This is a genomic window from Deltaproteobacteria bacterium RIFCSPHIGHO2_02_FULL_44_16, from assembly GCA_001798185.1.
Lineage (GTDB): Bacteria > UBA10199 > UBA10199 > 2-02-FULL-44-16 > 2-02-FULL-44-16 > 2-02-FULL-44-16.
In genome coordinates this window covers 1-26849 of sequence record MGRM01000022.1, presented here as the reverse complement: position 1 = coordinate 26849, position 26849 = coordinate 1, and the positions used below count along the sequence as shown (strand labels likewise).

Below are 26849 nucleotides of genomic sequence, written 5' to 3'. Positions count from 1 at the left end.
AACATTTTTTCACGAGGAATTTCATGAAGCGAACGTACCAGCCGAGCAAAATCAAGCGAAGAGGAAAACACGGTTTTCGAGCACGTCTGAAGACAAAAGGGGGACGAAACATCTTAAAAGCGCGTCGTTCCAAAGGACGAAAACGTTTAACCCAGGTGTGAGCGCCCAACGACTCAAACGATCTGAAGATTTTTTAGCGGTTCGAAAAGGTGGGACTTCAGTCGCGACACAATCCGTAAAACTTTCCGCGCTGATTTCAGAAAAAAAACGTCTGGGAGTCATTACACCAAAACATGTGGGAAAAGCGGTGACGCGCAATCGTATGAAACGGGTCGTTCGAGAACATTTTCGACAGCATCAAGAACTCTATCCCCTCGCAGACTGTGTGGTCATTCTCAAAGTTTCCGCAGCCTCTCTTTCAAATGCGATCCTTCGGAAAGAGTTCGAAAAAGCGCTTTTCCATTTGAAAGCGAAACTCAAAGGAGAAGAGAAGTGAAAATTTTATGCCTCGCGTTTATTCGGTTCTATCAAATTTTTCTCTCTCCTTTTCTCGGAAGAAGTTGTCGTTATGTTCCGAGTTGTTCTCATTATGCTCATGTTGCGTTTGCCAATTATGCGTGGCCGCAAGCGCTTTGGATGACAATAAGGCGACTGTGTCGTTGCCATCCTTTCGGGAAATTTGGATATGACCCTCTTCACACCTCACAGGGAGATTTTCGATGAAAAGCGAACACCGCGGTATCGTTGCTATTGGGCTTTCAGCGCTTGTGCTCATCGGTTGGTTTACTTTTTTTCAACCGAAACCGGATCCTCGCATCGTTGAAGAAAAGACCCCGGCGCCTTCTCCTCAGAAAGAGACGCAGTCTCAAGCTCAAGGGGAAGCCTCTGTGGTGCGGAAAGAAGTAGAGATTGCGATTCAAACAGCGACGATTCGCAACGATCTGTATACCGCTGAAGTGAGCAATGACGGCGGAGTTATCACGTCGTGGAAAGTACACGGCCATCGTGAAGCGCCTGATTCGACGAGTTCTCCTTTGGATTTAATTTCTGCTGATCCTTCTCTGGACCTCCAGTTTTTTGACGCGAATTTTTCTTTTCCGAAAATACCCCGATATAAAATTCTTGCCGAAGATGACGCCTCCATTACCTATCAATGGCGATCTCCTGAAGTGGAGCTCACGAAAAAATTGGAATTTCGACCTGATCGGTATGTTGTTGATGTGACGATTTCATTGCACAATCTCACGGATCGAACGTTGCAAGAACGCGCTTCTCTTGCTGTACACGGGGCAACGATTTCTGGTGGGGCGACCGGATTTTTGAGCTTTTTGAAACCTCCTCCTTCTCCGACCAGCGAAAAACACCCGACGCTCTACAGAGATGGAAAGGTGGAGCGATTTCAAAACACCATGAATCTTTCCGAAATGAACGAAGCTCCCGGGGCTCTTTACTGGTCTGGTCTTGAGGACCGCTATTTTATTTCTTCGGTGATTCCACGAGTGCAAGGAACAGGTCTCTCAGCTCACTACGGCGCTTCTCCTTTTCCTGAAAAAGGAGAAAAGGCGAGGAAACTTTTTTCAGCGATGACGCTTGCGAAAAAAATACTACCTCCGAAAGCAATCGAGGAGCATGCCTTTTCGGTGTATCTGGGGCCAAAAGAGATCAACCAACTGAAAACCGTGGGAGCACGCCTAGATGAGGCGATTGATCACGGTTGGTTTGCGATCGTGGCCGTTCCTATCTTGCAACTTTTAAAGTTCTTTTACGGAGTGGTTCATAATTATGGAGTGGCGATTATTCTTTTAACTGTTTTCATCAAACTTCTTCTTCATCCGATTTCAAAAAAATCGATGAAGTCGATGAAAGCCATGCAAGAACTTCAGCCAAAACTAAAAGAGCTTCAAGAAAAATACAAAAATGACAAGATGCGTTTGAATCAAGAGACTATGCTTCTTTTTAAGCGACATAAAGTCAATCCCGCTGGCGGATGTTTGCCCATGCTGCTTCAGCTCCCGATTTATGTCGCCCTGTATAAAGTGCTGTGGAATTCCGTTGAACTTTATCACGCGCCGTTTTTCTGGTTTTATAAAGATCTTTCCGCGCCCGATCCGTATTTTATTGGCCCCATTTTACTCGGTATCTTTATGGTGCTTCAGCAAAAACTGATGCCAAGCGCAAGCGCTGATCCGATGCAAAAAAAGATGATGATGCTCATGCCGATCATGTTTTCGGCATTTATGCTTTTTCTCCCCTCAGGGCTTGTGATTTATATTTTGGTCAACACGGTGATGAGCGTGTTGCAACAGTGGATGTATAATCACGACATTCGGTTTCGAGATCTCATGCGGGGCAGGATCAAAAAAGCGTGAGGCATTTACTGATTAAGATGGACGGACATGGTGGTAAAAAAGTTAGAGTTGACGAGATCGACTTTTGCATCTCCGTTAAAATCTCCAATTGCTAGGGCGTGTGCCGCTGAGCCCGTTGTATAGGCAACGCCAGTTTGAAACGTTCCGTCGCCATTCCCCAAAAAAATGGAAAAGGAGGTCGACGCGAATCCGCTTCTGATAAGCGCTATATCGAGATCGCCGTCTCCATTAAAATCAGCGGCAGAAAGTTCAGTCGGTTGATCGCCGGTGTCATAACTTGTCGCATTTTGAACCATCGTACTCACTGAAAACGACGCGTTGGTAAGGAGAATGTAGATTTTATCTTCGCTAAAATCGCTCACTGCAATATCGATCAGTCCATCGGCATTGAAATCTCCCAGAGTCCCATTGCTGGGGAAAGTTCCTAAACTACTCGTAATCGGTGTTTCAAACGTGCCGTCACCTTTTCCAAAAAGAAGTCCGACTCCGTTGGATCCGATGAGAACGACATCGAGAAAATCATCAGCATCCATGTCGGCAACGAGAGTCTCGGCAATAAAGATTCCACTTGAAGTTGCGATTTCACTTCCAAAAGAACCTGCTCCATCCCCAAGATGCACCGAAAGCGTTCCACCTGTTTTTCCAATCACGACATCGAGACCACCATCACCATCCATATCGCCAAGAGCAAGAGGACTCGGTTGTGTGCTTGTTTCAAAACTGCTGAGCGAGCCAAAAGTCCCATCGCCTCGACCAAGAAGCACGCCAAAGGCGTGACCATCATTCGTATCGCCACCGGTCGTCAGATCATCAGCGCTGGAGACAATAAGGTCCATATGTCCATCACAGTTCAGATCTCCTGCTGCAAGTCCAAAAGGCTGATCGACAACCGTGATGTCGCTCCTTGCCTGAAACGTTCCATCACCGTTGCCCAAAAAAAGCGAAACCACCGTGCTATCGAGAAAAAAACCTCGCGCGCCGAAAACGAAATCGAGTCGACCATCTTCATTGGCATCAAGTACCGCAATGGTTCCAAAAAAATCAGAGGCAGAGGTATAGTCAGTGTTACTTCCAAATGTGCCATTCGAAGTTGCCACATAAGGATTTGTGTCTGCAGTAATTTCGTCGATCCAGGAGACGCCATCGCCATCAATATCAGTGGTGAGCGTTGTGACATCGTCAAAATCAAGCCCTGCGGAGGGGACATCAAGAGCTGTGGGAAAGGGAAGTGCGGTGCACGAACCAAGGTAGAGGGTATTATTTTGTGGCGTGACCCAAAACCAACCAGAACCATCGACGATCGGTCGACCTGAATAGTAGAACTCCCATGTATCTAAAGCAAGATCGTCATCGTAATCATTAAAACTAAAATCAACAGACTCACTTACGGTGGAATCATCAGTTGCAGTGCAGGTGTAGGTAAAATCGAGACGAGTGTTTTTGTTGGTTGTGGGAACACTCGATACATCTTTTAATGAAATCACGCGAGTGATGGAATCAAAACTGAGCCATGTTGGAAGTCCGGAGACTGTATAGGTGACAGAAAAATCGACTGCAGATCCATCACTTTTGGTGCAGGCCGGGAGTGTTATGGAGGTCAAGCCAAGTCCGGAAACAATGCCAAACTGATTATTTTGAATGAGCGTCGATTTAACAGCCGCCTTCGTTGGCGCAGAGAGAGTGGGGGAAACGCCCGCGAGATTGACGCTTGCCGTATTATAATTCAACCCAGAGGGGCATCCCACGAGCAATAAAAAAAACATGAAAAAGAAAGATTGCATGTAGTTAATTTATCACAGGATTTAGATCGGAACAACGAAGGATTTGAGGTTAACGTAAAAGGTGCAGAGGAGCCACCCGAAGCTGTGTATCTACAGCGACGACAACGCTATTTCCAAGCGCAGCCGCAGGACCAGCGTAGGTCACATTTGGAAGCGGTTGATACAAAACGGGTTGTCTCCCTTCTTCTCTCATATCCACCACAATCACCGCCGCAGCCTCAGGCATTCCTCCAAAATCGACGAGAATGGCGCGACAATTGTTGTCTCCAAAACAATACGAGATGGTGCTTGAGATAAAACTGAAGCGGCCTGCAATACCATCGAGACTCTCTTTTCTCACGACTGTGCACGTATTGACATCAATGAACATGATGCCGCTACTCTGACCTGACCAACTGACAAGAGCAACGCCATCAGGAGTCACTTCAAGATGGGGAGAAACTTGAGCGGTAATGGGACGATCTTGAAGGTCTGTAAGTGGTCCCACGCTACAGACACGCTCTCCTGTTTCAGGGCGGAGTCGATCGAGAAAAGCTCCACGGCCAACCATAGGAAAATGAACATTAGAGCTTAAAGAAATAAAATCACCATTGTAATCGGCAAGTCCTGTGGTGTTTGAACCCGAAGGAAACAGGGCATAAGCTCTTTCTGTATCGACGCTCCCATTTTCATAAGCAAAGTAAATGATAAGACCACTTTTGGCATAATGGCTTGGTGGAAAAAAATTACTCATACTGAAACCGAGATCACGGTCAGCAAGTGCAATTCCCGAAGGAAATGTAGAAGGAGCGGTAATGATTCCTGCAGTAGACGTGATAGTCAAATTTCCAAACCAAGTAGGGTGAATGGGTTGAATCTCTCCCTCAGAAGAAACGATCGCAAAACCGTCAGTCCCTGCGGTAAAAGTGACAACTTGATTGCCATCAGGCAAATCGAGGTGATTTGAGCCTGTTCCTGGAACTGTCGCCGTGCGCGTGGACCATATGGATGGCCGACCACCGCGCATGTCCATCGCAGACACACGATAACCGTCAGGGGAAGGACAGTAGAGACTCAAGGACTCAAAATTTTCGTTCCTCGAAGCATTCATGCTTGCCGGAAAATCACACCATGCTGGTTTTGGAGTGAGTGGTGTAAAAAAGAGGCCATAAGATGTGGAACTGGTGCCGGCATCCATTACAGAGCTGTCTGGCATTCCACTATCGAGGGGATCTAATCCCCCCGCATCGGGAGTTATAACGTCAACGTCTCCAACATCAGCTCTTTTCGATGCATCCAGCACAGGCGGTTTTTTTTCTTCTTCTGTTGATGCGTCAGTTTTACAGTGATTGAACCCAATCATGGGTGGAATACACTCATCAGGATCTGGGCCACAGCTTGCAGGTAAAAGAAGAGAAAGAAAATGAACTTCAGTGCGACAGACCATAAATATCCTCAGATGATTTCTCGTCAGAAATCAAATTTTGTTGCTTCGGTAGGCTTAGGTAAGAAGGTTTATCTAAAAATATATTCTGTGCAAGAAGAGATATAACTTTTACTCACCTGAAAGATAGAGCAAAACTCCTGGTAAAGCATCATTGATCCAACGATCAGAAAAATTGTCAAAACCGACCGAAAGTTCGATTTTTTCACCCTCTTTCAATGGAATTCCCGATGGATCTTCAAAAGGATTATTGATCATCTCTTCGATATGATGGTTTTCATCGACAATAGCCTCTGTTTTCCACACAGGATCGGACGAATCTTCTTTCTGAAGGGTGATGGTTGATCCGAAATCTTGAAGAACTCCCACGGCGGTGAGGAGGTTTCCACTGACAGGCAATTCATAACTCATCTTTTTTTCAGTAAAAAGAGAAGGTTCAATTTCGAGCGGAGTATGATTGCAGGGATCAAATTCAACCAACATCGGTTTCAGATTTTTGAGAGCGACAAATTCATTCATCGGTTTTGCAAGCAGGACAATTTCGTAAAAGACATCGACAAAACTTTCATCAGTTTGATTTTTAAACACAATTCGAGCTTCAAGTGTGTCTTTTGGGGAGATGGGATAGCCATATCCTTCTGGAAAATTCACACTGGTAAGCAGAGATGAGGCAAGAACAAATGGATTTCCACTACTTCCTTTCCGACAAAGAGGATTTTCTTCATTCATATTCGATACAAGGGCGCTGTGAAGGAGTTCAGAAGGGAGTGTTTTTCCGCTTCCATCAACTACTTTTGGTTCAAAACCGATAATCCACATCGGTTTGTCGAGTTGAAACCTCATCAAAAGAGGACGATCGAGCATGGTTTCGGAATCGGTATGGGCTTCCAGATCAACGGGTCCCACATGATAAATCAATTTTTCGAGTCCTGTCACTGCCGCGATCTCTTCTTCTAAAGCAGGAGTTTCGTTGGTGGAAACAGAATTGGAGGGCTCCACAAAAACAGGCATGTTTTCGCCACCTTTGGTACAACCTTGGACTATCGTCACGATCATTATTATCATGAAGGAGATTTTTTTCATGCTCAGTTTTTATTCTTTCTACGATTGATTTCACAATACGCACTGCACGAATGCATTGCGTTAGAGTCGATCTCCCACATCTTCGGCATGAAGAGTCATGTGGTTGTCAAAAAAGTGAAATAGAGCCTTGACAGGGAGGATGCTCATCATTATATAGAGGCACGCTTCATCGCTAGCACTCACATGAGATGAGTGCTAAAAGATAAAAACTTAGTAATATTAACCATTTATAAGGAGGAAACATATGGCGCTCATTCGCCCCCTGCAGGATCGACTCCTCGTGGAACGGACAGAGGATGCGAGCAAAACAGAAAGCGGCATCATTATTCCTGATGCTGCGAAGGAAAAACCCCAAAAAGGAAAAGTGGTTGCTATTGGAAATGGCAAAGTTCTCGACAATGGAACCGTACAGCCTCTTGATGTGAAAGTAGGAGATACGATTCTCTTCTCGAAATATGCCGGAAGCGAAGTGAAGATTGACGGAAAAGAATATACCATCATGCGCGAGGACGATGTCCTCGGTGTCATTACGAAGTAACGATTATTTAAAAAGGAGATCACCATGCCAGCAAAAGAACTTTTATTTAGTGAAGAGGCTCGAAAGAAAATTAGTAGAGGCGTTGATAAACTCGCCAATGCGGTAAAAGTGACACTTGGTCCTAAGGGTCGAAACGTTGTCATTGAAAAATCCTTTGGAAGCCCAACGGTCACCAAAGACGGTGTGACGGTTGCCAAGGAAATTGAACTTTCCGATAAATTTGAAAACATGGGTGCTCAGATGGTCCGAGAAGTTTCTTCCAAGACCTCTGATGTTGCAGGTGACGGAACGACAACAGCGACGGTCCTTGCTCAGGCTATTTTTAGCGAAGGCCAACGTTTAGTTTCTGCTGGACATAATCCTATGTCGTTAAAGCGCGGTATTGATAAAGCTGTCGCTGCGTGTGTCGAAGAGCTGAAAAAATTGTCCCAGCCAATCAAAAATAAAGAACGCATTGCTCAAGTCGGTATTATTTCTGCGAATAGTGACAAAGAAATCGGTGATTATATTGCCGAAGCTATGGAAAAAGTTGGGAAAGAGGGCGTGATTACAGTTGAAGAAGCAAAAGGAATGGAAACAACGCTGGAAGTCGTGGAAGGAATGCAGTTTGATCGTGGATACCTCTCTCCTTATTTCGTCACCGACCCAGAGCGAATGGAAGTTGTTCTCAACAATCCTCTGATTTTGATTAATGAAAAGAAGATTTCAGCGATGAAGGATCTTCTTCCGGTCCTGGAGCAGATTGCTAAAATTGGCCGTCCTCTGTTGATTATTGCAGAAGACGTTGAAGGTGAAGCTTTGGCGACTCTTGTGGTGAACAAGCTCCGAGGCACGCTGAACGTTGCCGCAGTAAAAGCGCCTGGATTTGGCGATCGTCGCAAAGAGATGTTGCAAGATATTGCAGTCTTAACCGGCGGCAAAGTGATTACCGAAGATCTCGGAATTAAACTTGAGAATGTCTCTCTTGATGATCTCGGAAATGCCAAAACCATTACGATCGATAAAGAAAACACAACGATCGTTGATGGTGCAGGGAAACCAGAAGATATCCAAGGCCGCATTAAACAAATTGCTTCTCAAATTGAAGCAACAACCTCTGATTACGATCGCGAAAAACTTCAAGAACGTCGTGCAAAATTAACTGGCGGTGTGGCGGTGATCAATGTTGGAGCTGCGACGGAAACTGAAATGAAAGAGAAGAAAGCTCGTGTCGAAGATGCACTTCATGCAACACGCGCCGCCGTAGAAGAAGGTATCGTTCCAGGTGGCGGTGTAGCGCTCATTCGTACCCTTCCAGCCCTTGATTCCGTCAAGGTTGAGGGAGATGAAGTTCATGGTGTGAATATTATTCGTCGCTCTCTTGAAGCTCCTGCTCGCTGGATTGCCCAGAACGCAGGTTGGGAGGGTGCAGTCGTGGTGAATAAAATTAAGTCAGGAAAAGCAGGCGAAGGCTTCAATGCTCAAACCTGTGTCTTTGAAGATCTTTTCCAATCAGGTGTGATCGATCCGACCAAAGTGGTGCGTACGGCACTCCAAAACGCAGCCTCTGTTGCTGGTTTGATGATTACGACCGAAGCCATGATTGCAGAGAAGCCAGATGAGAAAAAAGCTGATGCTTCTGCCGGTGGAGCTGCTGGTATGGGTGGCATGGGCGGAATGTACTAAAAAATTATCTCAGATGTTTTTTCGAAGAGGCGACTGATAAAGTCGCCTTTTCTTTTTTGTGCGATTTCGATATGAGCTTGCTTCTATGAAATTCGAGCCAACGCGCGAAGAAAAAGTCGCAGAGGGTATCGCGGAAGCGATTTTCTCAAGTGGGATCCAACCAACAAAATCGCTGAGCGTAAGCGACCGATGCGGGTCGTCCCGCAGAGGGACGCGGCCCTCGAGACTTTTTGTTCGACAGCGTTGGCTTTTTTGTGGGTTCTTATTTTTTTTGCTTCCTTCCACGGCGCAAGCAGTTGATTTTTCAACGCATGGTTATTATCGCGCGCGAGTTGTTACGAATCAAAACATCGATCTTCAAACCAGAAATCGAAGTATTACGAACTCCAATAATCGCATCGGCATTCTCGCCTATAATCAGATGCGTCTTCGCTTGGAACCGAATCTCAAAGTCAACGATTGGCTCGCGGTACACGGCATTTTTGATGTGCTCGATAATGTCCTTTTTGGAACAAGTGAGCGCCGGCAACTCACCATTCATCAGCCGGTGGTGGGAACACTGACGCTTCCTGCGGGAGCAGGGTCCTTTTATCAAGTGGGAGGAAACGCAGGAGAAAATGGTTCGCTCAACGTACGCGCAGCATGGGGAGAAATTTTAAGTCCTATCGGGCTTTTCAAAATTGGACGTCAACCCTCTCATTGGGGGCTCGGTATTTTTCAACACGATGGTCGCGATCGTGACAGCGATTTTGGTGATATGGTCGATCGCATTCTCTACATTTCGCAATTTGAACTTACACAAGGAGCGATGTCAGCAGGACTTCTCTGGGACATTCCATTTGAGATTCAAGAAGATCCGCGGATAAGCGGTTTTAACGACACGATTCTCAATAACGGTCGCGATACCAATCAATATGCTCTTTTTCTTCTTTATGATGCAGATGATGCTGCTTTCGGTGTTTTTGGTGGCTATCGTCGCCGAAATGGGGCTGAAGGGGGCACAACGACGACCGTGACAGCACCGGCTGGTGGTGGAACAACGACAACGCTTGAGTCAGGACTTGATGGCGATACGAATCTCTTCTTTGGCGATATGTATGGTCGCTACGAAGTTAAAAACTATCGCTTTCAACTTGAAGGGATTTTTTTAGGGGGAAAAGTAACCACCGGAGTTGCCGCTGATGGGATTAACTTTCAAGGGATCCAACCTGCAAGTGCCGCGAATCCTTGCGGAACAGGCGGTATCATTTGTATGCCGGCAGAACAACCGATCCGTGTTGTGATGGCTGCGTTTGAAGGGGATGCGAAATATGATTTTGGGGGAGAACTGAATTTAAAATCTGGATTTGCTCAAGGGGATGGAAATATTCTCTCTTCCCGTATCACGCAGCTCGGGTTTCGACCTGATTACAAAATTGCGTTGCTGATGTTCAATATTCCGCTCGGGACAAGTCCTGCTTTCTTTGATTCTACACTTGGTGAGCAGCTCGCAGGTGGAGTTCCCATTACTGGCAATTATGTGAACAATACGTTGTATGTCAGTACCGGATATAAACATCGATTTGATATCGCTGCACGTTGGGGCGAGTGGTGGAAAATTGGGGGACAAGTGGTGACAGCGTGGGCCCACAAACGAAATGTTGATATCGATTTTTCGGCTCTTACCGGAACTGCGAACCTTCCCCGTTTAACGGAAACGACCAGCAGCATGTGGAAGCGTTGGTATGGAGTTGAAGTGGACCTATCCTTTGAAGCAAAGCTCTTTGAACATTTACTGACGACACTCGAAGTTGGAGGCCTTTTGCCAGGACGAGCGTACGACATCGAAGTCCAACTCTTTAATCCCGCTTCTATCATTAATCCTATTCCGACCGACAAAGCTGAATTTGCCTGGATCGCTCGCGTGACAAGTACAATTGAATTTTGAGAATGTCATCGCGAGCCCGAAGGGCGTGGCGATCTCTCGTGAACACTGTCTGCAGGAGATTGCTTCGTCGCTGAAGCTTCTCGCAATGACGCATCGATTGAGCGTTCAATCAAACTTAAAATCGTCTCTTCAATTGCAGATTTATATCCCACATAGCCACTTCGAAATTCCTCTGCTGTAATGGGATATTCAATATCAGGAGTGACCCCAATATTTTCAATATATCGGGTCATCTGACCATTGTGAGATGACGTTGGTTTTGGACGTACGATCAAAGAGCCGGTGACCGAGACGGTTAAGTCAGAAAAGCCCAAATTGTCGACGATTTCGATGTGTCCTCCGCAGCCAGCAGTGCGAGTACCAAGGGTCATAACCCCAGCATCTTGAAGGAGTGCGGGAAACATATCTCCAGCTGAACAAGCGGTTTCATTGATTAAGAGAAGAATCGGTTTGGTATACAAAATGCGTTTCCCTTCAATTTTTGGCTGCGGAAGAAGACCATCCAAAGAACACATCGGGAACGGATCTGTAAATGCATACCCATTTTTTAAAGCGATTTTAATTTTTTCAACGCTTTGTTCAAAAAGTTTTGCTTCATGGAAAAGTTTTGCTTCTTTTATTTGTTGGAGTGCGTTTTCAAATTCGAGGAGCCAAGGACGTGTGGCTTTAAGTCGAAATTCATAACCTCGAAAAGGACCTTGGATAAGCATTCCTGCAACAGCCTCCATGATGCATGGATTCCCCCCACCGTTACCAGCCTGATCAATAATCAGAGCATCGGTGTTTTGTTGAAAATACTGAATTTCGCGCGCGAAGAAGTGAAAAACATCCATCATGTGATCGAGGTTTGTAAAGTACCAGGTGTTAATGCGAATGAATCCAATCTTTTTTCCTGCAAAATCGAGCGTTCCTGAAACAAAAGGATCTGTTTCGCGAACGTGAAAACTTTCCCATGGAGGAAAGAAAGGGTCGTGTGGAAAAAGATTTCCAGCGATGATTTCACTCCATCGTTCTTGAGGACTGAGCAGAGGAAACGAAGTGCGGAGAACGTCATTTTTCGAGAGCGCTATCGCTTTCGTCAAGAAAGGAATCGCAGTTGCTCGTTCTGTAAATTCAGCGAGCGGAGTGCCATGATGTTTCCATTCTAATTCTGCAGTGATCTCTTCTCCATTTTTTGAAGAAATTCCTTTGACCGAAATTTTTCCACGCGGAATAAAGGGGATAAGCGCTTGAGGTCGAAAAGTAAGAAAGATCGCGGCTATTCTTCGATTTGCAGGAGTATGTCCGAAGGTGCGATAGGGCATCAAGGTCTCAAGCACATCATCAATTGGTTTTTCATCGAGAGCAGCAAGCGTGTCTCCAACTTGAAATGGAAAAGCTTCTTCGGAGAGAAGATGTCGATCAATATCGGTAATCAGGATTTCGCCATTGAAATCGTCAACACTAAATCCCAAAAAAGAACGATGTGTTGAAGGAATATTCGCAAAGAGATGAGCATCTTGTAAACTGCTGACAAAACGAAGCAGAGCATCATAAAATTCGAGATCATTTTTGGCGCTCGCTGCTCGATCACGAAGAGTCTCTGCTAATTCTTCAAATTCGATACCGAGAAGCTCTTCTTTCCAGGTAAGGGGAGCATAGCGATGAAGATAGAGATTGATCAGTTGTGTTGCATCATCGAGCCGTTGTTGCGGTGTTAAGTCCGCAAATACGGAATTCGAGAAAAAAAGAAATACGAGGAAGAGGAAAATTTTTTTCATAGGGCCTGTCTTCTCACAAGGCTTAGCAGCCTCTGATATCGATGCCTTGTACGTTTCACACCCATCGTAACACCGTCAACTGGAATCTCTCCTTTTCTTCATGTACACACAAAAAAGCCCTGGAGTGCCCAGGGCTTTGTTTTAAAGGATTTTGAAATTCTATGCCAAAGCTTTTTTCAAGGTAACGAACCCCACAATCAGCGAAAGGACGCCAATTCCGATTTGAAGGAGCGGATCGCCACCAAAAATCGCGGTCAGATTTTTCCCAAGCGGTGGAAAGGTGTGGACCAAACCTCCGATGAGCAACAACAAACTACTGATTTTTACCGTATCCATCTGATACCTCCTTGCACCCCACACATCATGTGGGAGCTGTTAAAGGGAACATCAACATCGATGGTGTGAAGTATTCAGAACAGAGAAAGTGATCACAAGGCTTGTCGCGTCGTAGAAATGACGCAGGCTGACATGATGAAATAATTTTCTTAAATTTTTTTTTGGGAGAGTTCCAGTAACATTTCAAAATCATCTGCTTGAGGATCATTGATGACCGCACGATTACGCTGCACTGCGTGACATTGAAGGCAACGATGATGAATCATGTATCCGCGTTTCCCTTCCATTTCGACCCCGATTGGTTTCATACGCCCCCTGCAATGGTTGGAGCGATCGCCGGGATTCACATCGACATGTTTGGAATAAAGACAGAAGGGACAGTGATTGCGTGGCGTGCCATGAGAAGTCGGAAGAATTGATTTCCCGCAATGATCACAGACAAATCCTTCATTAAGAACGCGAAATTTTTTGGTAGGAAGAGACATGATTTCCCACTATAAAGGGGAAACGTGAACTTCCTCAAGATGAAAATCGCTCATAAACCACTTGGCATTTGGGTTGCGCTCATGGTTTTAGTTGGTTTTCTTCTTCTTCCGTTTTTTTTCTCCCCTTTCTTTTTTCCGCACTGGAACGTTTTTTTACAACGCGGACTTTTTCGTCAGTTGATCTTTACTCCAGGCGCTCCGAGTTTGCTTATTGGTATTCCTTTTGCGCTCAAAGCCATCATTGGTCTGATGAAAAGACGGTTGTGGGGATTGTTTGATGCGCAAGCGGCCTCTGCCCTGATGCTCTCTCTTCTGCTCTCTCTTTTGCCGGTGTATGGAACCGTCGTCTTGATAGGTCTTCTTCCCATTTTTTTCTCGAGTCTTGGACTCTTCATGAATCGTCGATGGTTTGATGATCATCTCTGAAGCAGAACTCTCTTCTTTTTCAATCTCCTTGAGAGGTCATTGACTTCGCCTCTTCGAGGCCTTACTTTTCTTTGCAAGAAAGGAGGGCGCATGACGAAAGACACCAAGAAACCTCGTCCAGGCGGATGCGGTTGTTAAGAGGAAGAGAAGGTATTTTGAGATAAACGGCCTCTAGGATTCTAGAGGCCGTTCTTTTTTCAAGCCTCCATTGCCTTGGAAACGCCGCTTCTCCGGGCGACATTAGACTTCTTGCATAACCTCAATAGAATCCAGCCTATAAAGTTTTTGTTTTCAAAGAGATACACTTGGATGTCATCGCGAGCGAAGCGTGGCGATCTCCCGAGTAAACAGAGGAGATTGCCACGCCCTTCGGGCTCGCAATGACAACGAGTGTCACCCAGGGTTACGCAAGAGGTCTAATATCCCAGTTGAAAGTTAAACGACTATAGTTTATTTTGTTAAGCGTTCTGAGGGTGTGTTTGCAAAAGACCCTAATGAAACTCCTCGAGATTGAGGGCGAATTTTTTCATGAGACGATAGAGTCGTGGTCGTGGGATTTTAAGCTCTTTTGCGGTTTGACTGATGTTGCCGCGATATTGCTGAAGTGTTTTTCGAAGAATCACTTCTTCAAATTCAGTAAGGCATTCATCAAAAGAACGATTTTTTTCATCTAACTTCTTGATTTCATGAGCAAAGAATTCTTCCTTATTCGATGCGGTAATAATTCTGATATCCACCTTGATTTCGGTTTCAAAATATTCTCCTTCAAGAAAAGGATCGGGGGGGGGTGTATAACTCTATGATTTTATTCTGTTTTAATTGAATTTGTGGAAAAAAGAAATTATCTCTCTTTAGATCCAAGAAGATGAAAAGAAAGGTTCATGTGAAATGTGTTTGTGATTCACCAAAGATGGTGTAAAGACAGCCAAATGAAAAAAGAAGATCTTCCACGTTTGGGTGAACATCCAGTTGAAACGACCGAGCAGTCTTTTGAATCCCTGAATCTCGACCCTAAAATTTTAGAATCGATCCGAAAGGTCGGTTTTGCTCATCCGACCCCCATCCAGATGGCGGTGATCCCCTCCGCACTCGAGGGAAAAGATATTATTGGGCTTTCCCAGACCGGTTCTGGAAAAACAGCTGCTTTTGTGATTCCGATTGCCTCTCGCCTTTTGCATGGAAAGGGGCTTCGAGGTTTAATCCTCTGTCCTACGCGTGAAATTGCTCTGCAGACAAAAAATTTCCTCGATCTTTTTGGAAAACACCATCGATTAAACACGGTGTGTCTCATCGGTGGTGTGAAAATGGGACCTCAGATTCGGGATCTGAAAAAAAACGCGGATCTTATCGTCGCAACGCCCGGAAGATTGTACGATCACATGGAACGTCGAAATGTCTCTCTCGATCGCATTGAAGAAGTGGTGCTCGATGAAGCAGATCACATGTTGGACTTGGGATTTTTGCCGCAAATTCGAAAAATCATGGAAAAAATTCCAAAACAGCGGCACACCATGATGTTTTCAGCCACCATGCCCCCTCCCATAGAGCAGTTAGCGCGCCAATATTTATCCGATCCTTATCGCGTTGATATTTTGCCAAAGGGGAAAGCTGCAGAGGGGATTCAACATCGCTTGTATATGGTGGACACTCCTCAGAAGAAGAAATGTCTCTTAGCACTGCTTCATCAAGACCTTGGAAGCACGCTCGTTTTTACCCGTAAAAAAGTCGATGCCAACTGGCTCTGTCGCATGCTCGAGAAAGAAGGGCATCCGGCGACGACGATTCACTCCGATAAATCGCAGGCACAACGAATTAGTGCTTTGCAGGGATTTCGAACGGGAAAACATCGTATTCTCGTGGCAACCGATATTGCTTCACGAGGGATTGACGTTCCGAACATTCAGCACATTATTAATTTCGACATTCCACAGACCACTGAGGAATACATTCATCGCGCAGGTCGAACAGCGCGTATGAAAACAAAGGGCTTAGTGTCGACTATTGCAACGCCGATGGATCGAATGATGGTGACGAGAATTGAAAAAACGATCAATGCCAAAATTCCTCGCTGTACCGCCGTTGGTGTGGCGCCTTATATTGAACTTGAGGTCAAAAAGTCATTTCATGAACGCCGTCCAACAAGCAGGCATCGAAGAAAATTTCGAAGATAATTTTTTATTGACCTTTCACCAAAGCCTCTTTTTTTATCCGAGAGAAATGTTTAATTTCTGCTTCGCGTTTGAGCGCTAACGATTTTTCGGAAAATGATTCCTGATAAAGAATTTTCGTGGCTCCAAAAGAGCGCGTAAATTTTCCACCCACACCAGATTGATGTTGTTTGAAGCGACGTTCAAGATCAGTCGTATAACCAGTATAGTATCGTCCGTCTTTGGATTGAAGGATATAGATGAAGTGTTTAGTTGGTCGGAGCGTCATGTCAGTGTGTTTGGTAATTTAAATTACCACATGGTAATAAGAGTTACCACAGGCGGGAAACAATGTTTGACATGTCTATTGAAACGACTCAAATTTGCGGTTATTGTCGTTGTGCCGGTGCTCTTGAATTTCATCATTTAAATAGGGACTTGAAAAATTTTGGTATCTCTGAAAAGGGTACACTCGATCTTGGATGGCAATCAAAGAAGAACTGGAAAAATGCATCATGCTATGCGCAAATTGTCATCGAGAATTACATGCAGGAATAATTGTTCTTTAAAAAAATTATATATTCCGCAGTAGCTCAGCCGGTTAGAGCATCTGACTGTCAATAAGGCAGCTCTCATTGGTAACAGTGAGATGAAAAGCGGGTGAACTCAGGGGAAGCTAAGTGCGCTTGCATATGCCAATCCTGAGCCAAGCCTCTTGATGTTAAAGGCAAGAGGAAGGTGCAGAGACTAGAGAGTGACGATAAGAATAATCTCTCACAAGCGCCCGCCATCCATCGTAGTTATGATGTGATGAAGAGATAGTCCACGCCAATTGGAAACAATTGGAGGTCGTGTAATCAGAGGGTCGGCGGTTCAAGTCCGCCCTGCGGAGCCAAGCAAAAAGCCCATTAATCGAAGGGCTTTTTGTTTTTCACGCTTCTTGTTTTTCGATAACTTGTACCAAAGTGTCTGGCACCTGTGATTTATATTTCAGAGGCTGAGCCTCTTTGCGGTGGAGCAACACAATACAACTTGTTTTCATTAACGCGATGAAAGGACAGTGTCTGCAGCTATGTCTATGGGTTGTGGGGAAAGGTTTAATATTTTGATAATAGCCGGTGCGATATCCGTAATATGAAGCTGACGAATTCCAGATTGCTGAGGAAAATGAGGACCGTGAGCAAAGAAAACAGCGCGCATCGATTTGTCTTCAGGCGGATATCCATGTTTCCCAATATGCTGTTCTCGAACATCGGTAAGAAACTCAGTTGTTGAAGCTTTTTCAAGAAAGAAAAATTTATTTTTGCCAATAAGGAGAAGATCACCGCTTCGTTTATGCGTAGAATGCCACGCGTCCGGAAGCTCTTGAACATCATAAACTTGAAACGCCCCCTTTTCTTTTGCCATGGCTTGCAGAAGCGTCAGCGCTTTTCGTTTTTCGGCAGAATTTTTTACATGAACTTTTGCATTGGTTCCAGAAGCTTTGATGATGATGTTGTCCATGCCTTGTTTCCGAAGCTCTTCCCCAAGGTAGGGGAGGCTCATGCTATAGTGCATCTCTTCCATGCCATGACCCGAGACAATGAGAATATTGATGCGATCTGCGTCAGGTTTTTTCTGCAGCGCTGTTAAAAAATTTCCAAAAAGCGAGTCATATTTTTTTATCACTTTTTGCACTTCATGTGATTGCGGACCAAATGCTTGTCCGACAGTGTCAATTTCTGCAAACCATGAAAAGATGAGATGGGGACGTTGCTCAGCGGGAAGATCAAGCCATTGCAGCATTTGTTGAAATTTAGCTTCATCATCAAATTTAATAATTTCACGAATATCAGTTGTAACGACGGCATTCTGGTACGTCGGTTTCATTCCTTTCCATGACCCTTTGCCGTGCAAAGGCCAATAGGTCACTGCTGTTTTGAGTCCATGTTTTTGAGCCGTTGCCCAAATGGGTTCACACTGTATCCAGGAAGGATCCATGTCATACGCGAACGACCCCCGCGTCGCATCGATAAATTGATTACTCACAATACCGTGTTCTTCTGCAGTGCACCCGGTGATGATAGCGGTATGGTTTGGAAAAGTTTCTGATGGAAAAATAGAAGTCAGTTCTCCCTTCCATCCCTTTTTCATGAATTGAGTAATGTTGGGAGCTGTCTTTTTTGTAAAATAATCAGGACGAGCGCCATCAAAGGAGAGAAGAATAACAGTTGGTATTTGAGAGATATTTTGATTTTCAGCAAACAGATTTGCATTTCCTAATGTTATAAACATCAGAAAAAGAAACGTCATTTTTTTCATGTATCCCCCTGGAGATACTTTTTTGTGACATGAAAGCCTTTGCTTGACAATGTTCTTTAGTATTATCAAAGAAAGAAAAAGACATTTCAAAACGTTTCTTATTTGATACGGGTCCTGCCGCCTGCGGTGTTCCGGCACTCCCGCTTATTGCGGGAGACCCTCCCGGAAGCACCTCTGGCGTCACCCGAATTTTGATCTGTTTTGAAATAGTCTTTTTCAAAGAGGTATATATGACAGTACGTTGTGAATGGTGTGTCAAAGATCCACTGTATCTTCATTATCATGACACCGAATGGGGAGTTCCAGTTTTCGATGATCAAAAACTCTTTGAATTTTTAATTCTCGAAGGAGCGCAAGCTGGCCTTAGTTGGATTACGGTTTTGAAAAAGAGGGAAAACTATCGAAAAGCATTTCATCAGTTTGATCCTGAAAAAATTGCTCGATATACAAAAAAAGATGTTGAGCGTCTTATGCAGAATGCTGGCATCATTCGCAATCGTTTGAAGATTGAATCTGCTATTTCAAACGCCAAAGCATTTCTTGCTCTTCAGGAAACATGCGGAAGTTTTTCTGATTACATCTGGAAGTTTGTCGATGGAAAACCGATGGTCAATCGATGGAAAAGTTTGAAGCAAATTCCAGTGACAAGCAATATATCTGATATGTTGAGCAAAGATTTAAAAAAGCGCGAATTCAAGTTTGTCGGCAGTACGATCATCTATGCCCATATGCAAGCGACGGGTATGGTCAATGACCATCTTCTTGATTGTTTTCGGCATGGAGAAGTGTTGAAGGGGTGTCCGGTTCGCACAACAGCGAAGTGAAAATCTGATGCGCATCTCCTTTATTCTTTGAGAAGGCATTTCTTTGACATCAAAATGTTACAAAAACTCCCTTAAAAATTGATAATGTTGTTTTAAAAGAACGACATGATTTCCAGCGGTTTCAACATGCGCCTTCTTCCTTCCAGTCAAAAAAATTATTCTGAAGTTATCACCAATGATGAAATCTGTGCATGTGTGGACAATCCCATCTCGAGCTTTGAACCCGAAATGATCACCGTCATTGAGGCAGAAACGGATTTTACTGCTCTCGTGGAGAAAAGTCTCATTTCCGCAGGCAGACGATTTGTCCGAAATCCAGCGGATGCAGTTGCGTATTTTTTTTCGCACTTAGGAATCTCATGGGCTCTTGATGAAACCTCTCTTGAGGATAAAGAGTTTGAGATGAGCATGTTGACAAGTTTTCTTGCCAGAAGTGGACTTTATTATGCTCGAACTGGATCCGCATCAATTGCGGGGACGGCTGGTTTAAGTTCGGGTGTGGGAAGCGCTGTTTTTGGACTTATGGGTGCTCTTTATGATGTTTATTGTGATACCTTTGGTATTGAAAAAAATGATGCCGATCGTCTCGCTTTTCAAGCTTCGCCCACCATTGCAGAAGGGATCGGAAAGTTAGGGGCTTATTTCTATAAAAATCCTTCCAATAATCCTCCTTCAGCGCCGGCTATCAACACTGAAAATTTAAATGCCTCTGAAATGGGCTATTCCATTGCTCTTGCGCTTCTCCAGGCACAACATGGTGCTCGTGAACTTGCTGATAAAACGTCGAAAATGGGTTCATGGATGGGAGAGCATCCCGAAGAGACTCTACTTATCGCAGTATTCACCGCTCTCTTTGGGGCTGGGGCAGTAGCGAGTTCAAGTTCAGGAACGACCCTTCAACCGACAGGAGCTTCAGGTTTTGTGATGTCTGTCTCGATTGATCCAGCTACCGGAGAACCCGCTTCTTTTAACTAAAATGCAGCTCTCTCCAAGAGTTCCCTGCTGTGTTAAAAGCGCTGGAATTCTCTTGTGTTCGCTCTTAAGAATGGACACAACTTTTCCTCAAAAAGGCCGAGAAGAAGGATATGAAACCATCTGGAGAAGTAAAAATAGGACGCTCTCTCCCTTCGTGGCATCAATCCGACGTGTTTGATGATCGCCTCAGTTCGTCTGTGGCAAAGAGCCTTGACTCGATTGTTATCGCCAAAGCATCAGGTCGCATCGGTTTTTCAGCGTTGCCGACCTGGGGAGTTGGAGGAGGAGCTGGCCTTTCCCTCTTCGCAGCAGCCCCGAAACTGTTACCTTATCCAGCTCTTCAATCCGGAACTGCACTTCGTTTGATCGAATCACACCCTCAAGAGAAAACAATAGTCGTAGTGATGGGAAATGGAAAAACTCAGAAAGTCTTAATCGAAGCAGCGAGAAGCTATGTGGCAGATTTACTGAAAATATGGGAAGCTAACCTTCCAGCGTCAGTGAAAGCAGAAGTTGATGTGCGGGAATTTGATATTTCAAGCGAAGAGAAGAAAACCGAGATATTAAAAAGATTGTTTGATTTGAAGGAAGGGCATGAATATCCGGTCGTGATTTGGATCCGTTATAAAGGACAAACTGCACCGACGCCGATGATAAAACAAGGTGAGAAATGGCAACCAGTGCAAAGGATTCCTAACTATGCACCTTCGTTTCGTTTCTCGACGCCGGGCGATTCTCAAGAAGTTGAATGGCTGCTCGAAAGAAAAGGAGCTGCGGCGCCGTCAACATCAGGAGTGCATCAACAAGCAAGAGACTATATTCTCCATGGTGCTTCACTCGTCTGTCGTGAACCGAAAGGTGGAGATGAGAAAGCATGTCGACAGGCTTTTTCACAAGTAACCACCCGACTTCAATCGAGAAGAGAATCTTTCCCAGAATTTATTCCAAGTAAAATTGATTATGTAGGAGATAGAGACTATCGTGCACTTCCCGCCAAAGAACCGCAAAAAATGATCTCTTCAGAACAAGCATACGCCGCTATGGCGAATATCGATATTGTCACAGATCACGCAACAACCGTGCAGGGAAATTATCAAACCACATGTGGCTCAAATAAAGAGAGCTGTTTTTCAAAGGAGGAAGTTGTAGCCTTTGCAAAACAGACGTCCATTTTTGTAAGGGAATTTGTTCTCTGCTGGCATATGGAATCTGTTGAAAAAGCAGGAAAGTCTAAATCTTCTGAGCACCACGACTATTACAATTTTTGTCAGCCCGTTTCTTTAGAGAGATATATCAGACAATAATTAAAGCCACCGTTTTCGTTTTGAAAACCACCAGAGTCCAAGTCCGATGAAAAAAAGGAGGCCAAGCAAAATTGGATAACTCCATTTCCATTCCAACTCCGGCATATATCGAAAATTCATTCCATAGACACCGACGATAAAATTGAGAGGCATAAAAATAGTGGTAATCACTGTGAGAATTCTCATGACGTGATTCAAATGATAGCTCGTTTGAATGTGATGGGCTTCATGAAGATGCGACAGCATTTCGGAAATAAATTGTATCGCGTCAGCGATACGAATGGCGTGATCGTAAAGATCACGGAGATACATTTTTGTTTTTTCTTGAATCAGAGGAGGATTTTCTTTGAGCAGCGCTCCACAGAGTTCTCGAAGTGGCCAAATGATTTTTCGCATGCGTACCATCTCTTGACGAAGACGATGAAGTTCTTGAAGCGTTTGAGGTACTGATTCAGAAAAGATTTTGCTTTGCAGCATATCAACTCGCTCTTGGAGTATTTCCACGGCGAGAAATGCATGGTCCACGACACTGTCAATAATGGCATAGAGAAGGTAGTCTTCGCCAAGTTCTCGAAATCGTCCGATCGCATTTCGAATACGACTGCGAAGGGGATCCAAAAGAGGACTCGGTCGTTCTTGAAACGTGAGAAGAAAATTTTTCCCTAAAATGACACTGATCTGTTCGGACTGAACGTCTTTCATCTCTCCGTTTGTGTGAATCACTTTGAGGACGACAAAAAGAAGGGTTCCATAGTCATCTACTTTTGGCCTCTGCTCCGTATTGACAATATCTTCAAGCATGAGGGCATGAATCTGAAATTTCTCTCCGATCGCTTTGATAAGATTCGTATCATGAAGACCATCGATGTTGATCCAATCAACACGTGCTCCTGTAGGTTCAGGAAGTTCAGCGACCGAAACAATTTCTTTTTCGTGAAGAGAAGTTTCGTCATACTGTATGAGGGTGATGCGAGTCTGTTCTGTTTTTTTCTCTCCAATATGAACGAGGGTTCCTGGAGCCAGTCCTACTTTCTTTGAAGGTCGATGAGGTGACATATCTCTTTCTCTTCCACATCTTTACATTTTTGTAAAAAGGGGTGATTTCTCCTTTATGTGGCCACTCCTGCGGAGTCTCCTTTTTCGCCTCGATCCTGAAACAGCGCATCATTTGGTTCTGAAATTTCTTTCCTTCCTGCAAAAACGATCTCTTTCGAAACGTTCCAATGTTACGGGTCCTGCCGTCTGCGGTGTTCCGGCCCTCCCGCTTAGCGCGGGAGACCCTCCCGGAAGCACCTCCGACGTCACCCGATCTATGGAGTTTCGAAAGAGATCGTATATGGGGCTCACTTTTCCAAATCCAATCGGACTTGCAGCTGGTTTTGATAAAGATGCTGAAGCTGTGGTGGCACTGCAGCGTTTCGGGTTCGGATTTATTGAAGTGGGGACAGTAACGGCGCAGCCGCAAGAAGGGAATCCCAAGCCGCGACTCTTTCGACTCGAAAAAGATCAAGCCCTTTTTAATCGCCTCGGTTTCAACAACAAAGGAGCTAGCGCTCTTTCAAAAAAACTCGAAACGTATCGTGCAAAAAATCTGCTTCACATTCCGATTGGCGTGAATATCGGAAAGTCAAAAATTGTTTCGAATGACGAAGCATCAGCCGATTATCTCGAATCTTTTCAAACTGTCGCCGATGTTGCGGATTATATTGTTCTCAATGTTTCAAGTCCTAATACTCCTGGGCTGCGCGATCTTCAGTCAGAAACAATGTTAACTCGCTTGCTCGAAACAATCGCAAACCAAAATAAGAAACGGCATGAGCCGAGACCTTTATTGTTAAAACTCTCGCCCGATTTAAGTGATGAAGGAGCGATTGCTGCGGGGGAGGTGGCATTTCAATATGGATTTCAAGGGCTGATTATGAGCAATACGACCATCTCGCGTGAAGGTCTCATAAGTGCTGTGCCAGAAGGGGCCGGAGGCATTTCCGGTCGTCCTCTTTTTTCTCGAAGCACAGAGTTATTACGTAAACTCCGCATCCATTTTCAGCATCGATTGGTGCTCATTGGCAGTGGTGGAATCATGGGTCCGCAGATGGCCCGAGAGAAACTCGATTCAGGCGCTGATTTGATTCAGGTGTACACCGGTTTTATTTACGGTGGGCCAAAGTTTGTTCGTCATTTACTACGAGATCTCTCTTTTAATTCCTGAAACAATCAAAGGCAGGGTTGACCCCTGGTTTTGGAATCACATTTCCCTGGGCGTTACAGGTGCACTGTTGCGACTTGTCCGTCCCGCCACAATTCGTGCACTGGTACTCCTCTTGGACGTCGGATCGACCTGCCGTTGTAGGAGTTGCGGCAATGGCTCGCGTTGTAATCCATGCGTATACAGCGCCATCATCTTGTGTCAGATAATAAGGGTTCTGAGCATCTGCCTGCCGCTGGCACCGACGTGTCAGACGCGTGCGATCAAGCGCTGCTGTCAGGCTAGCGATACATTGCGCACGATTTATCGTCATCGTCTGTGTCATCGCAGTTGCTGAGATCCCCACAGGATTGGACCTTGTGGTTCTCGTTGCCTGCTGGCTCCCGGAAGGGCAACTATCGGTGGTCGTGACATCTTGCCGTTGAATCGTCCCATCGGAAAAGGTCGATTCAACGACCGACTGCACTGTGATTTCTCCTGCTGTTGGGTTAACGGTGTCTATCGTTTCATTCTTTTCAGATGTTCCGGTTCCCGAAAACAAGTTTGATGAATAGAGCGTGGTTTGCCGTCGTGTTCGAATGGGACAATGACCACTCGTCGTCGATCCATCGCACGCTATCATGCATTGCCAATCGAGCTTCGCAACTTTGTCCTCACCAGGCGAAAGATCGATCAAGTCCATTTCGTGATCGCCATCAGGAGGAGAACGTCCATCAGCACAGATCGCCCTCCACTTCACCTTCACGTTCTTCCGCAGCGGCGTCGTGAGCACCAGATCCGTATGATATTGTGGCGGGTTCGCCACCGTCCCGATGTGATGTCCTCGCTGCAATGGACTCACATCCGTCGGCACGGTATCTCCTGATGCGACATCTCCCTTCACTTCCACGACTTCAAGCGACGTCGCCCCCAGCTCCGTAATCGCTTCCTGTGCCCGGATCCACAGGTCCGCCGAATTCAACAGATCCGGAAAATCCGCCTTCTTCCACCCTTGCACCGAATCGCCATCGAACGCATTCATGAAGACTTCGACGTCGCTCAGTTGTTCATCAAGAACGAGTTGTTTTGTATTATCTACTATTCCATCAGCATTGAGATCAGCCAGTGGCCAAACTTCGGACTGAGGTGATTCAATCTTACCGTCACGGTTGAAATCGAGATTCAAATTTTGTGAACAGCGATTCAAAGCAGCATTGCGAGCCGTCATCAAAGAGATGTTTCTCAACACTCGAAAGTCTCGTAGATCTACAACTCCATCGAGTTCTCGTTCCTCCGATATATCAGCCCCACAACTTCCATCATCTTGGAGTTCGTGTGTTGCGGCTCCAGACAGACTTTTATTATTCAAATCTGCTTGCCACGTTCGAAGTCTGCAGTTGGAGTGAAAGCGAGGAAGTTTGCAAAGACATTGAGTCGCAGAAAAAGCATCAATACGAACGTTGGTGCTTGAAGCGCCTCCTGATTGCGGTGCTGCACATGGATAATCAGGTGTATTATACGTAAGCAATTTTTGTAATTCTTCATTGGTAAGATCCGGCTGTAATGCAAGCAGATAGGCTGCTAGTCCGGTTACAAAAGGGGCTGCTCCTGAAGTCATGCCAAACGGTTTGGTTACCCAGCTTGGCATAGAAGGACCATTTGGATTTGCTGCCGACGGAAGTTGAGGGACCATTTGTGGAGCTTCATGTCCATCTGCTGGTGCAAAAACAGTCCCATCGATATTACTATAGTTCCCACGATGGGGATATCCAAGCGGAGTTACGTAAAGTCCTTCGACAATAACAATAGAATTACGAACACTCTCCAAGGGATGGTATTTCGCTGCCCAATTTGACGAAGCTGTCGTAGCAGCAGAAACAACCCCAGAAGGATCCGCAGAATCATTTCCTGCGGCAGAGACAACCAACAAAGGCCGGCCGCGATCATTTCTCCAACTGATACTGCGACCAAAAAGCATTCCATCAACAGAGCGCATACCACTGTCAATTACTACTGCGATACTATTTTGTGTTTGAACCCCAGAATAGCCGAGAGATATATTTAATATGCGTTCGTTTGTATAAAAAGCAGCGAGCGTCATAGAAAAGGTGGAGGTTTGTTCATAACCAACAAGTTCAGCAAAGGGAGTGATTCCATCGGTAAACTCACTGTTTCCATATTGTGCCGCAATAATGCCAGCAACGGCAGTGCCATGATTATGAGCATCAACGTATTCATCAAAAGGAGGTTGCCCATTTCGAGAAAGTCTATTCGGAAAAATTGAACTTGAATAGGAAAGTGAAGTATCACCATACGTGGTTCCCGGGTCTAAACGAAGAATACCTGCGAGATCGGGATGTGCATAAAATCCTGAGTCCAGAACAGCTACTTGAATGGGTACCCCGTTCGTTTTTTTAATGACATCATTTAAACTCCAAACGCTCGGTATCCGTATGAGTTCAAATCCCCAGTTGGGGCCAGCATAATTTTTTTCCCATGTCCAACTATTCAAAAAATGTGAATTTCTTTGAACGCGGTTTGGTACTGTTTGGGGTTTCAGTTTTATATCCGGGAAAGCTCCTTCGATTGCTGGATGTTGTCGAAGGGCAGTGAGGCGTTGTTTCATTTGTTCAAGCGTGTTTCCCTGACCGTAATCGAGTTGAAACACTCCGATTTCTGGAATTGTTCCTCCAAGAGTGCAGTTACATGTAGTGCGAATTTCCTGAAAATCTTTTTCCGTTGCTCCTTCTTTGACCATAACAACAACGAAGCGCGGTGAAACTTCAGCGCCAAGCTCTGAGTCTGGAATAAAATCATTTTCCACAAATTTTGGAAGACTTTGTTTTGGAATAAAAGAAAATATGGAAGAATCTGATGCATCTGAATTTGCCGCGGTATTATTTCCAATATTATTTCCAATATGCTGCATTGATTCAGGGTTTAAGGTGTCACTGGAAGATTCGTTTGTTTCAGTTTGGGATAATTTCCCAGACGAAGACCCATCACAGTTTTGCAGCGCAAAAAGGATAAGAAGGGAGAAGAGAGTTCTTTTCATCATCATACAGATCTTATAGCAAAGTTTGTTCCAAGTTGAGCTTGTGTAAAGATGTTGTATCTTCTCATAATTTTCTTTTTCTTGAAAGAATATGCACGGTATTTTGACACTTCTTTCATTTTGAGAAAAAATCGAAAAGTAAAAAAGGCATGGTTCCAAAAAAGTGATCGTGGGGTCAAGTCTTGACTTTTCATTTTTCATCGAATTTGTGCAACCAAGGACATAGGTAACAGATTTTTAAAAGCACATAGGTAACACTTTTGTT

The 26849-nt window shown here is 44.9% G+C and carries 24 protein-coding genes; 14 read left to right on the top strand and 10 right to left on the bottom strand.

The features are described from left to right. Window positions 1-23: 23 nt before the first annotated feature. Genes A3C46_01005 through A3C46_00990 form a run of 4 tightly spaced genes read left to right on the top strand, consistent with a single transcriptional unit; the run spans window position 24 to window position 2369 of the window. Complete coding sequence (locus tag A3C46_01005) at window positions 24-161, top strand: 50S ribosomal protein L34 (protein OGQ21831.1); 138 nt, start codon at window positions 24-26, stop codon at window positions 159-161. After that, on the top strand, window positions 158-496 hold the full coding sequence (locus A3C46_01000) for a ribonuclease P protein component (GenBank protein ID OGQ21830.1): 339 nt from the start codon (window positions 158-160) through the stop codon (window positions 494-496). Before A3C46_01005 ends, A3C46_01000 begins: the two co-directional genes overlap by 4 nt. Continuing rightward, a complete protein-coding gene (locus A3C46_00995; GenBank protein OGQ21829.1) occupies window positions 493-723 on the top strand; it encodes a membrane protein insertion efficiency factor YidD in 231 nt (76 codons plus the stop codon). The genes A3C46_01000 and A3C46_00995 overlap by 4 nt, the downstream gene beginning before the upstream one ends. Continuing rightward, the gene (locus tag A3C46_00990; protein OGQ21828.1) at window positions 720-2369 is read left to right on the top strand and encodes a hypothetical protein; all 1650 of its coding nucleotides are present in this window, start codon (window positions 720-722) and stop codon (window positions 2367-2369) included. The genes A3C46_00995 and A3C46_00990 overlap by 4 nt, the downstream gene beginning before the upstream one ends. 5 nt (window positions 2370-2374) lie before the next feature. On the opposite strand, the gene A3C46_00985 is transcribed toward A3C46_00990, so the two are convergent. From A3C46_00985 to A3C46_00975, 3 genes are all read right to left on the bottom strand, one after another. Then, window positions 2375-4150 carry a hypothetical protein gene (locus A3C46_00985; GenBank protein ID OGQ21827.1) on the bottom strand — a complete coding sequence of 592 codons (1776 nt, stop codon included), beginning with the start codon at window positions 4148-4150 and terminating at the stop codon, window positions 2375-2377. 49 nt (window positions 4151-4199) lie between these two features. Continuing rightward, entirely contained in the window at window positions 4200-5576 is a 1377-nt protein-coding gene (locus A3C46_00980) for a hypothetical protein (protein OGQ21826.1), read from the bottom strand. 108 nt (window positions 5577-5684) lie between these two features. Continuing rightward, window positions 5685-6656 carry a hypothetical protein gene (locus tag A3C46_00975; GenBank protein OGQ21825.1) on the bottom strand — a complete coding sequence of 324 codons (972 nt, stop codon included), beginning with the start codon at window positions 6654-6656 and terminating at the stop codon, window positions 5685-5687. A gap of 244 nt (window positions 6657-6900) precedes the next feature. Here A3C46_00975 and A3C46_00970 point away from each other — a divergent pair, with 244 nt between their 5' ends. Genes A3C46_00970 through A3C46_00960 form a run of 3 tightly spaced genes read left to right on the top strand, consistent with a single transcriptional unit; the run spans window position 6901 to window position 10786 of the window. Then, complete coding sequence (locus tag A3C46_00970; protein ID OGQ21824.1) at window positions 6901-7194, top strand: co-chaperone GroES; 294 nt, start codon at window positions 6901-6903, stop codon at window positions 7192-7194. Window positions 7195-7218: 24 nt separating this feature from the next. Further along, window positions 7219-8859, top strand: coding sequence for a chaperonin GroL (locus A3C46_00965; GenBank protein OGQ21823.1), 1641 nt, complete (start codon window positions 7219-7221; stop codon window positions 8857-8859). 58 nt (window positions 8860-8917) lie between these two features. Further along, a complete protein-coding gene (locus A3C46_00960) occupies window positions 8918-10786 on the top strand; it encodes a hypothetical protein (GenBank protein ID OGQ21822.1) in 1869 nt (622 codons plus the stop codon). A gap of 5 nt (window positions 10787-10791) precedes the next feature. Here the strand turns inward: A3C46_00960 and A3C46_00955 are convergent, their stop codons facing one another. Next, window positions 10792-12546 carry a hypothetical protein gene (locus tag A3C46_00955; GenBank protein ID OGQ21821.1) on the bottom strand — a complete coding sequence of 585 codons (1755 nt, stop codon included), beginning with the start codon at window positions 12544-12546 and terminating at the stop codon, window positions 10792-10794. A 485-nt stretch (window positions 12547-13031) separates the two neighbouring features. Continuing rightward, complete coding sequence (locus A3C46_00950; GenBank protein OGQ21820.1) at window positions 13032-13367, bottom strand: RNHCP domain-containing protein; 336 nt, start codon at window positions 13365-13367, stop codon at window positions 13032-13034. Between the two features lie 39 nt (window positions 13368-13406). Between A3C46_00950 and A3C46_00945 the strand changes: the two genes are divergently transcribed. Beyond that, the gene (locus A3C46_00945; protein ID OGQ21819.1) at window positions 13407-13793 is read left to right on the top strand and encodes a hypothetical protein; all 387 of its coding nucleotides are present in this window, start codon (window positions 13407-13409) and stop codon (window positions 13791-13793) included. A gap of 491 nt (window positions 13794-14284) precedes the next feature. Here the strand turns inward: A3C46_00945 and A3C46_00940 are convergent, their stop codons facing one another. Then, entirely contained in the window at window positions 14285-14530 is a 246-nt protein-coding gene (locus A3C46_00940) for a hypothetical protein (protein OGQ21818.1), read from the bottom strand. A 192-nt stretch (window positions 14531-14722) separates the two neighbouring features. Here A3C46_00940 and A3C46_00935 point away from each other — a divergent pair, with 192 nt between their 5' ends. After that, on the top strand, window positions 14723-15964 hold the full coding sequence (locus tag A3C46_00935; protein OGQ21817.1) for a hypothetical protein: 1242 nt from the start codon (window positions 14723-14725) through the stop codon (window positions 15962-15964). A gap of 4 nt (window positions 15965-15968) precedes the next feature. Here A3C46_00935 and A3C46_00930 read toward each other — a convergent pair whose 3' ends face one another. Continuing rightward, complete coding sequence (locus tag A3C46_00930) at window positions 15969-16229, bottom strand: endonuclease (GenBank protein ID OGQ21816.1); 261 nt, start codon at window positions 16227-16229, stop codon at window positions 15969-15971. A gap of 62 nt (window positions 16230-16291) precedes the next feature. Here A3C46_00930 and A3C46_00925 point away from each other — a divergent pair, with 62 nt between their 5' ends. Continuing rightward, window positions 16292-16498 (top strand): hypothetical protein, encoded by a 207-nt coding sequence (locus A3C46_00925; GenBank protein ID OGQ21815.1) that lies wholly within the window; start codon window positions 16292-16294, stop codon window positions 16496-16498. 483 nt (window positions 16499-16981) lie between these two features. On the opposite strand, the gene A3C46_00920 is transcribed toward A3C46_00925, so the two are convergent. Next, window positions 16982-18241, bottom strand: a complete 1260-nt coding sequence (locus A3C46_00920; protein OGQ21814.1) for a hypothetical protein — start codon at window positions 18239-18241, stop codon at window positions 16982-16984. 230 nt (window positions 18242-18471) lie between these two features. Between A3C46_00920 and A3C46_00915 the strand changes: the two genes are divergently transcribed. From A3C46_00915 to A3C46_00905, 3 genes are all read left to right on the top strand, one after another. Further along, window positions 18472-19065, top strand: a complete 594-nt coding sequence (locus A3C46_00915; protein OGQ21813.1) for a DNA-3-methyladenine glycosylase — start codon at window positions 18472-18474, stop codon at window positions 19063-19065. Between the two features lie 105 nt (window positions 19066-19170). After that, a complete protein-coding gene (locus tag A3C46_00910) occupies window positions 19171-20040 on the top strand; it encodes a hypothetical protein (protein OGQ21812.1) in 870 nt (289 codons plus the stop codon). Between the two features lie 110 nt (window positions 20041-20150). Next, window positions 20151-21344 (top strand): hypothetical protein, encoded by a 1194-nt coding sequence (locus A3C46_00905; protein ID OGQ21811.1) that lies wholly within the window; start codon window positions 20151-20153, stop codon window positions 21342-21344. Here A3C46_00905 and A3C46_00900 read toward each other — a convergent pair whose 3' ends face one another. Continuing rightward, window positions 21345-22400 (bottom strand): magnesium and cobalt transport protein CorA, encoded by a 1056-nt coding sequence (locus tag A3C46_00900; protein OGQ21810.1) that lies wholly within the window; start codon window positions 22398-22400, stop codon window positions 21345-21347. Between the two features lie 55 nt (window positions 22401-22455). Here A3C46_00900 and A3C46_00895 point away from each other — a divergent pair, with 55 nt between their 5' ends. Further along, the gene (locus tag A3C46_00895; protein ID OGQ21809.1) at window positions 22456-23553 is read left to right on the top strand and encodes a hypothetical protein; all 1098 of its coding nucleotides are present in this window, start codon (window positions 22456-22458) and stop codon (window positions 23551-23553) included. Here A3C46_00895 and A3C46_00890 read toward each other — a convergent pair. Next, a complete protein-coding gene (locus tag A3C46_00890; GenBank protein OGQ21808.1) occupies window positions 23543-26785 on the bottom strand; it encodes a hypothetical protein in 3243 nt (1080 codons plus the stop codon). The genes A3C46_00895 and A3C46_00890 overlap by 11 nt on opposite strands. Window positions 26786-26849: the final 64 nt, after the last annotated feature.

Coding starts and splice junctions, on each gene's coding strand:
- A3C46_00965 (OGQ21823.1), top strand. CDS start 7,219: ATGCCAGCAAAAGAACTTTTATTTAGTGAAGAGGCTCGAAAGAAAATT.
- A3C46_00955 (OGQ21821.1), bottom strand. CDS start 12,546: ATGAAAAAAATTTTCCTCTTCCTCGTATTTCTTTTTTTCTCGAATTCC.
- A3C46_00890 (OGQ21808.1), bottom strand. CDS start 26,785: ATGAAAAATGAAAAGTCAAGACTTGACCCCACGATCACTTTTTTGGAA.
- A3C46_01005 (OGQ21831.1), top strand. CDS start 24: ATGAAGCGAACGTACCAGCCGAGCAAAATCAAGCGAAGAGGAAAACAC.
- A3C46_00985 (OGQ21827.1), bottom strand. CDS start 4,150: ATGCAATCTTTCTTTTTCATGTTTTTTTTATTGCTCGTGGGATGCCCC.
- A3C46_00925 (OGQ21815.1), top strand. CDS start 16,292: ATGTTTGACATGTCTATTGAAACGACTCAAATTTGCGGTTATTGTCGT.
- A3C46_00975 (OGQ21825.1), bottom strand. CDS start 6,656: ATGAAAAAAATCTCCTTCATGATAATAATGATCGTGACGATAGTCCAA.
- A3C46_00915 (OGQ21813.1), top strand. CDS start 18,472: ATGACAGTACGTTGTGAATGGTGTGTCAAAGATCCACTGTATCTTCAT.
- A3C46_00895 (OGQ21809.1), top strand. CDS start 22,456: ATGTGGCCACTCCTGCGGAGTCTCCTTTTTCGCCTCGATCCTGAAACA.
- A3C46_00990 (OGQ21828.1), top strand. CDS start 720: ATGAAAAGCGAACACCGCGGTATCGTTGCTATTGGGCTTTCAGCGCTT.
- A3C46_00950 (OGQ21820.1), bottom strand. CDS start 13,367: ATGTCTCTTCCTACCAAAAAATTTCGCGTTCTTAATGAAGGATTTGTC.
- A3C46_00945 (OGQ21819.1), top strand. CDS start 13,407: ATGAAAATCGCTCATAAACCACTTGGCATTTGGGTTGCGCTCATGGTT.
- A3C46_00980 (OGQ21826.1), bottom strand. CDS start 5,576: ATGGTCTGTCGCACTGAAGTTCATTTTCTTTCTCTTCTTTTACCTGCA.
- A3C46_00900 (OGQ21810.1), bottom strand. CDS start 22,400: ATGTCACCTCATCGACCTTCAAAGAAAGTAGGACTGGCTCCAGGAACC.
- A3C46_00905 (OGQ21811.1), top strand. CDS start 20,151: ATGAAACCATCTGGAGAAGTAAAAATAGGACGCTCTCTCCCTTCGTGG.
- A3C46_00935 (OGQ21817.1), top strand. CDS start 14,723: ATGAAAAAAGAAGATCTTCCACGTTTGGGTGAACATCCAGTTGAAACG.
- A3C46_00930 (OGQ21816.1), bottom strand. CDS start 16,229: ATGACGCTCCGACCAACTAAACACTTCATCTATATCCTTCAATCCAAA.
- A3C46_00970 (OGQ21824.1), top strand. CDS start 6,901: ATGGCGCTCATTCGCCCCCTGCAGGATCGACTCCTCGTGGAACGGACA.
- A3C46_00920 (OGQ21814.1), bottom strand. CDS start 18,241: ATGAAAAAAATGACGTTTCTTTTTCTGATGTTTATAACATTAGGAAAT.
- A3C46_00910 (OGQ21812.1), top strand. CDS start 19,171: ATGATTTCCAGCGGTTTCAACATGCGCCTTCTTCCTTCCAGTCAAAAA.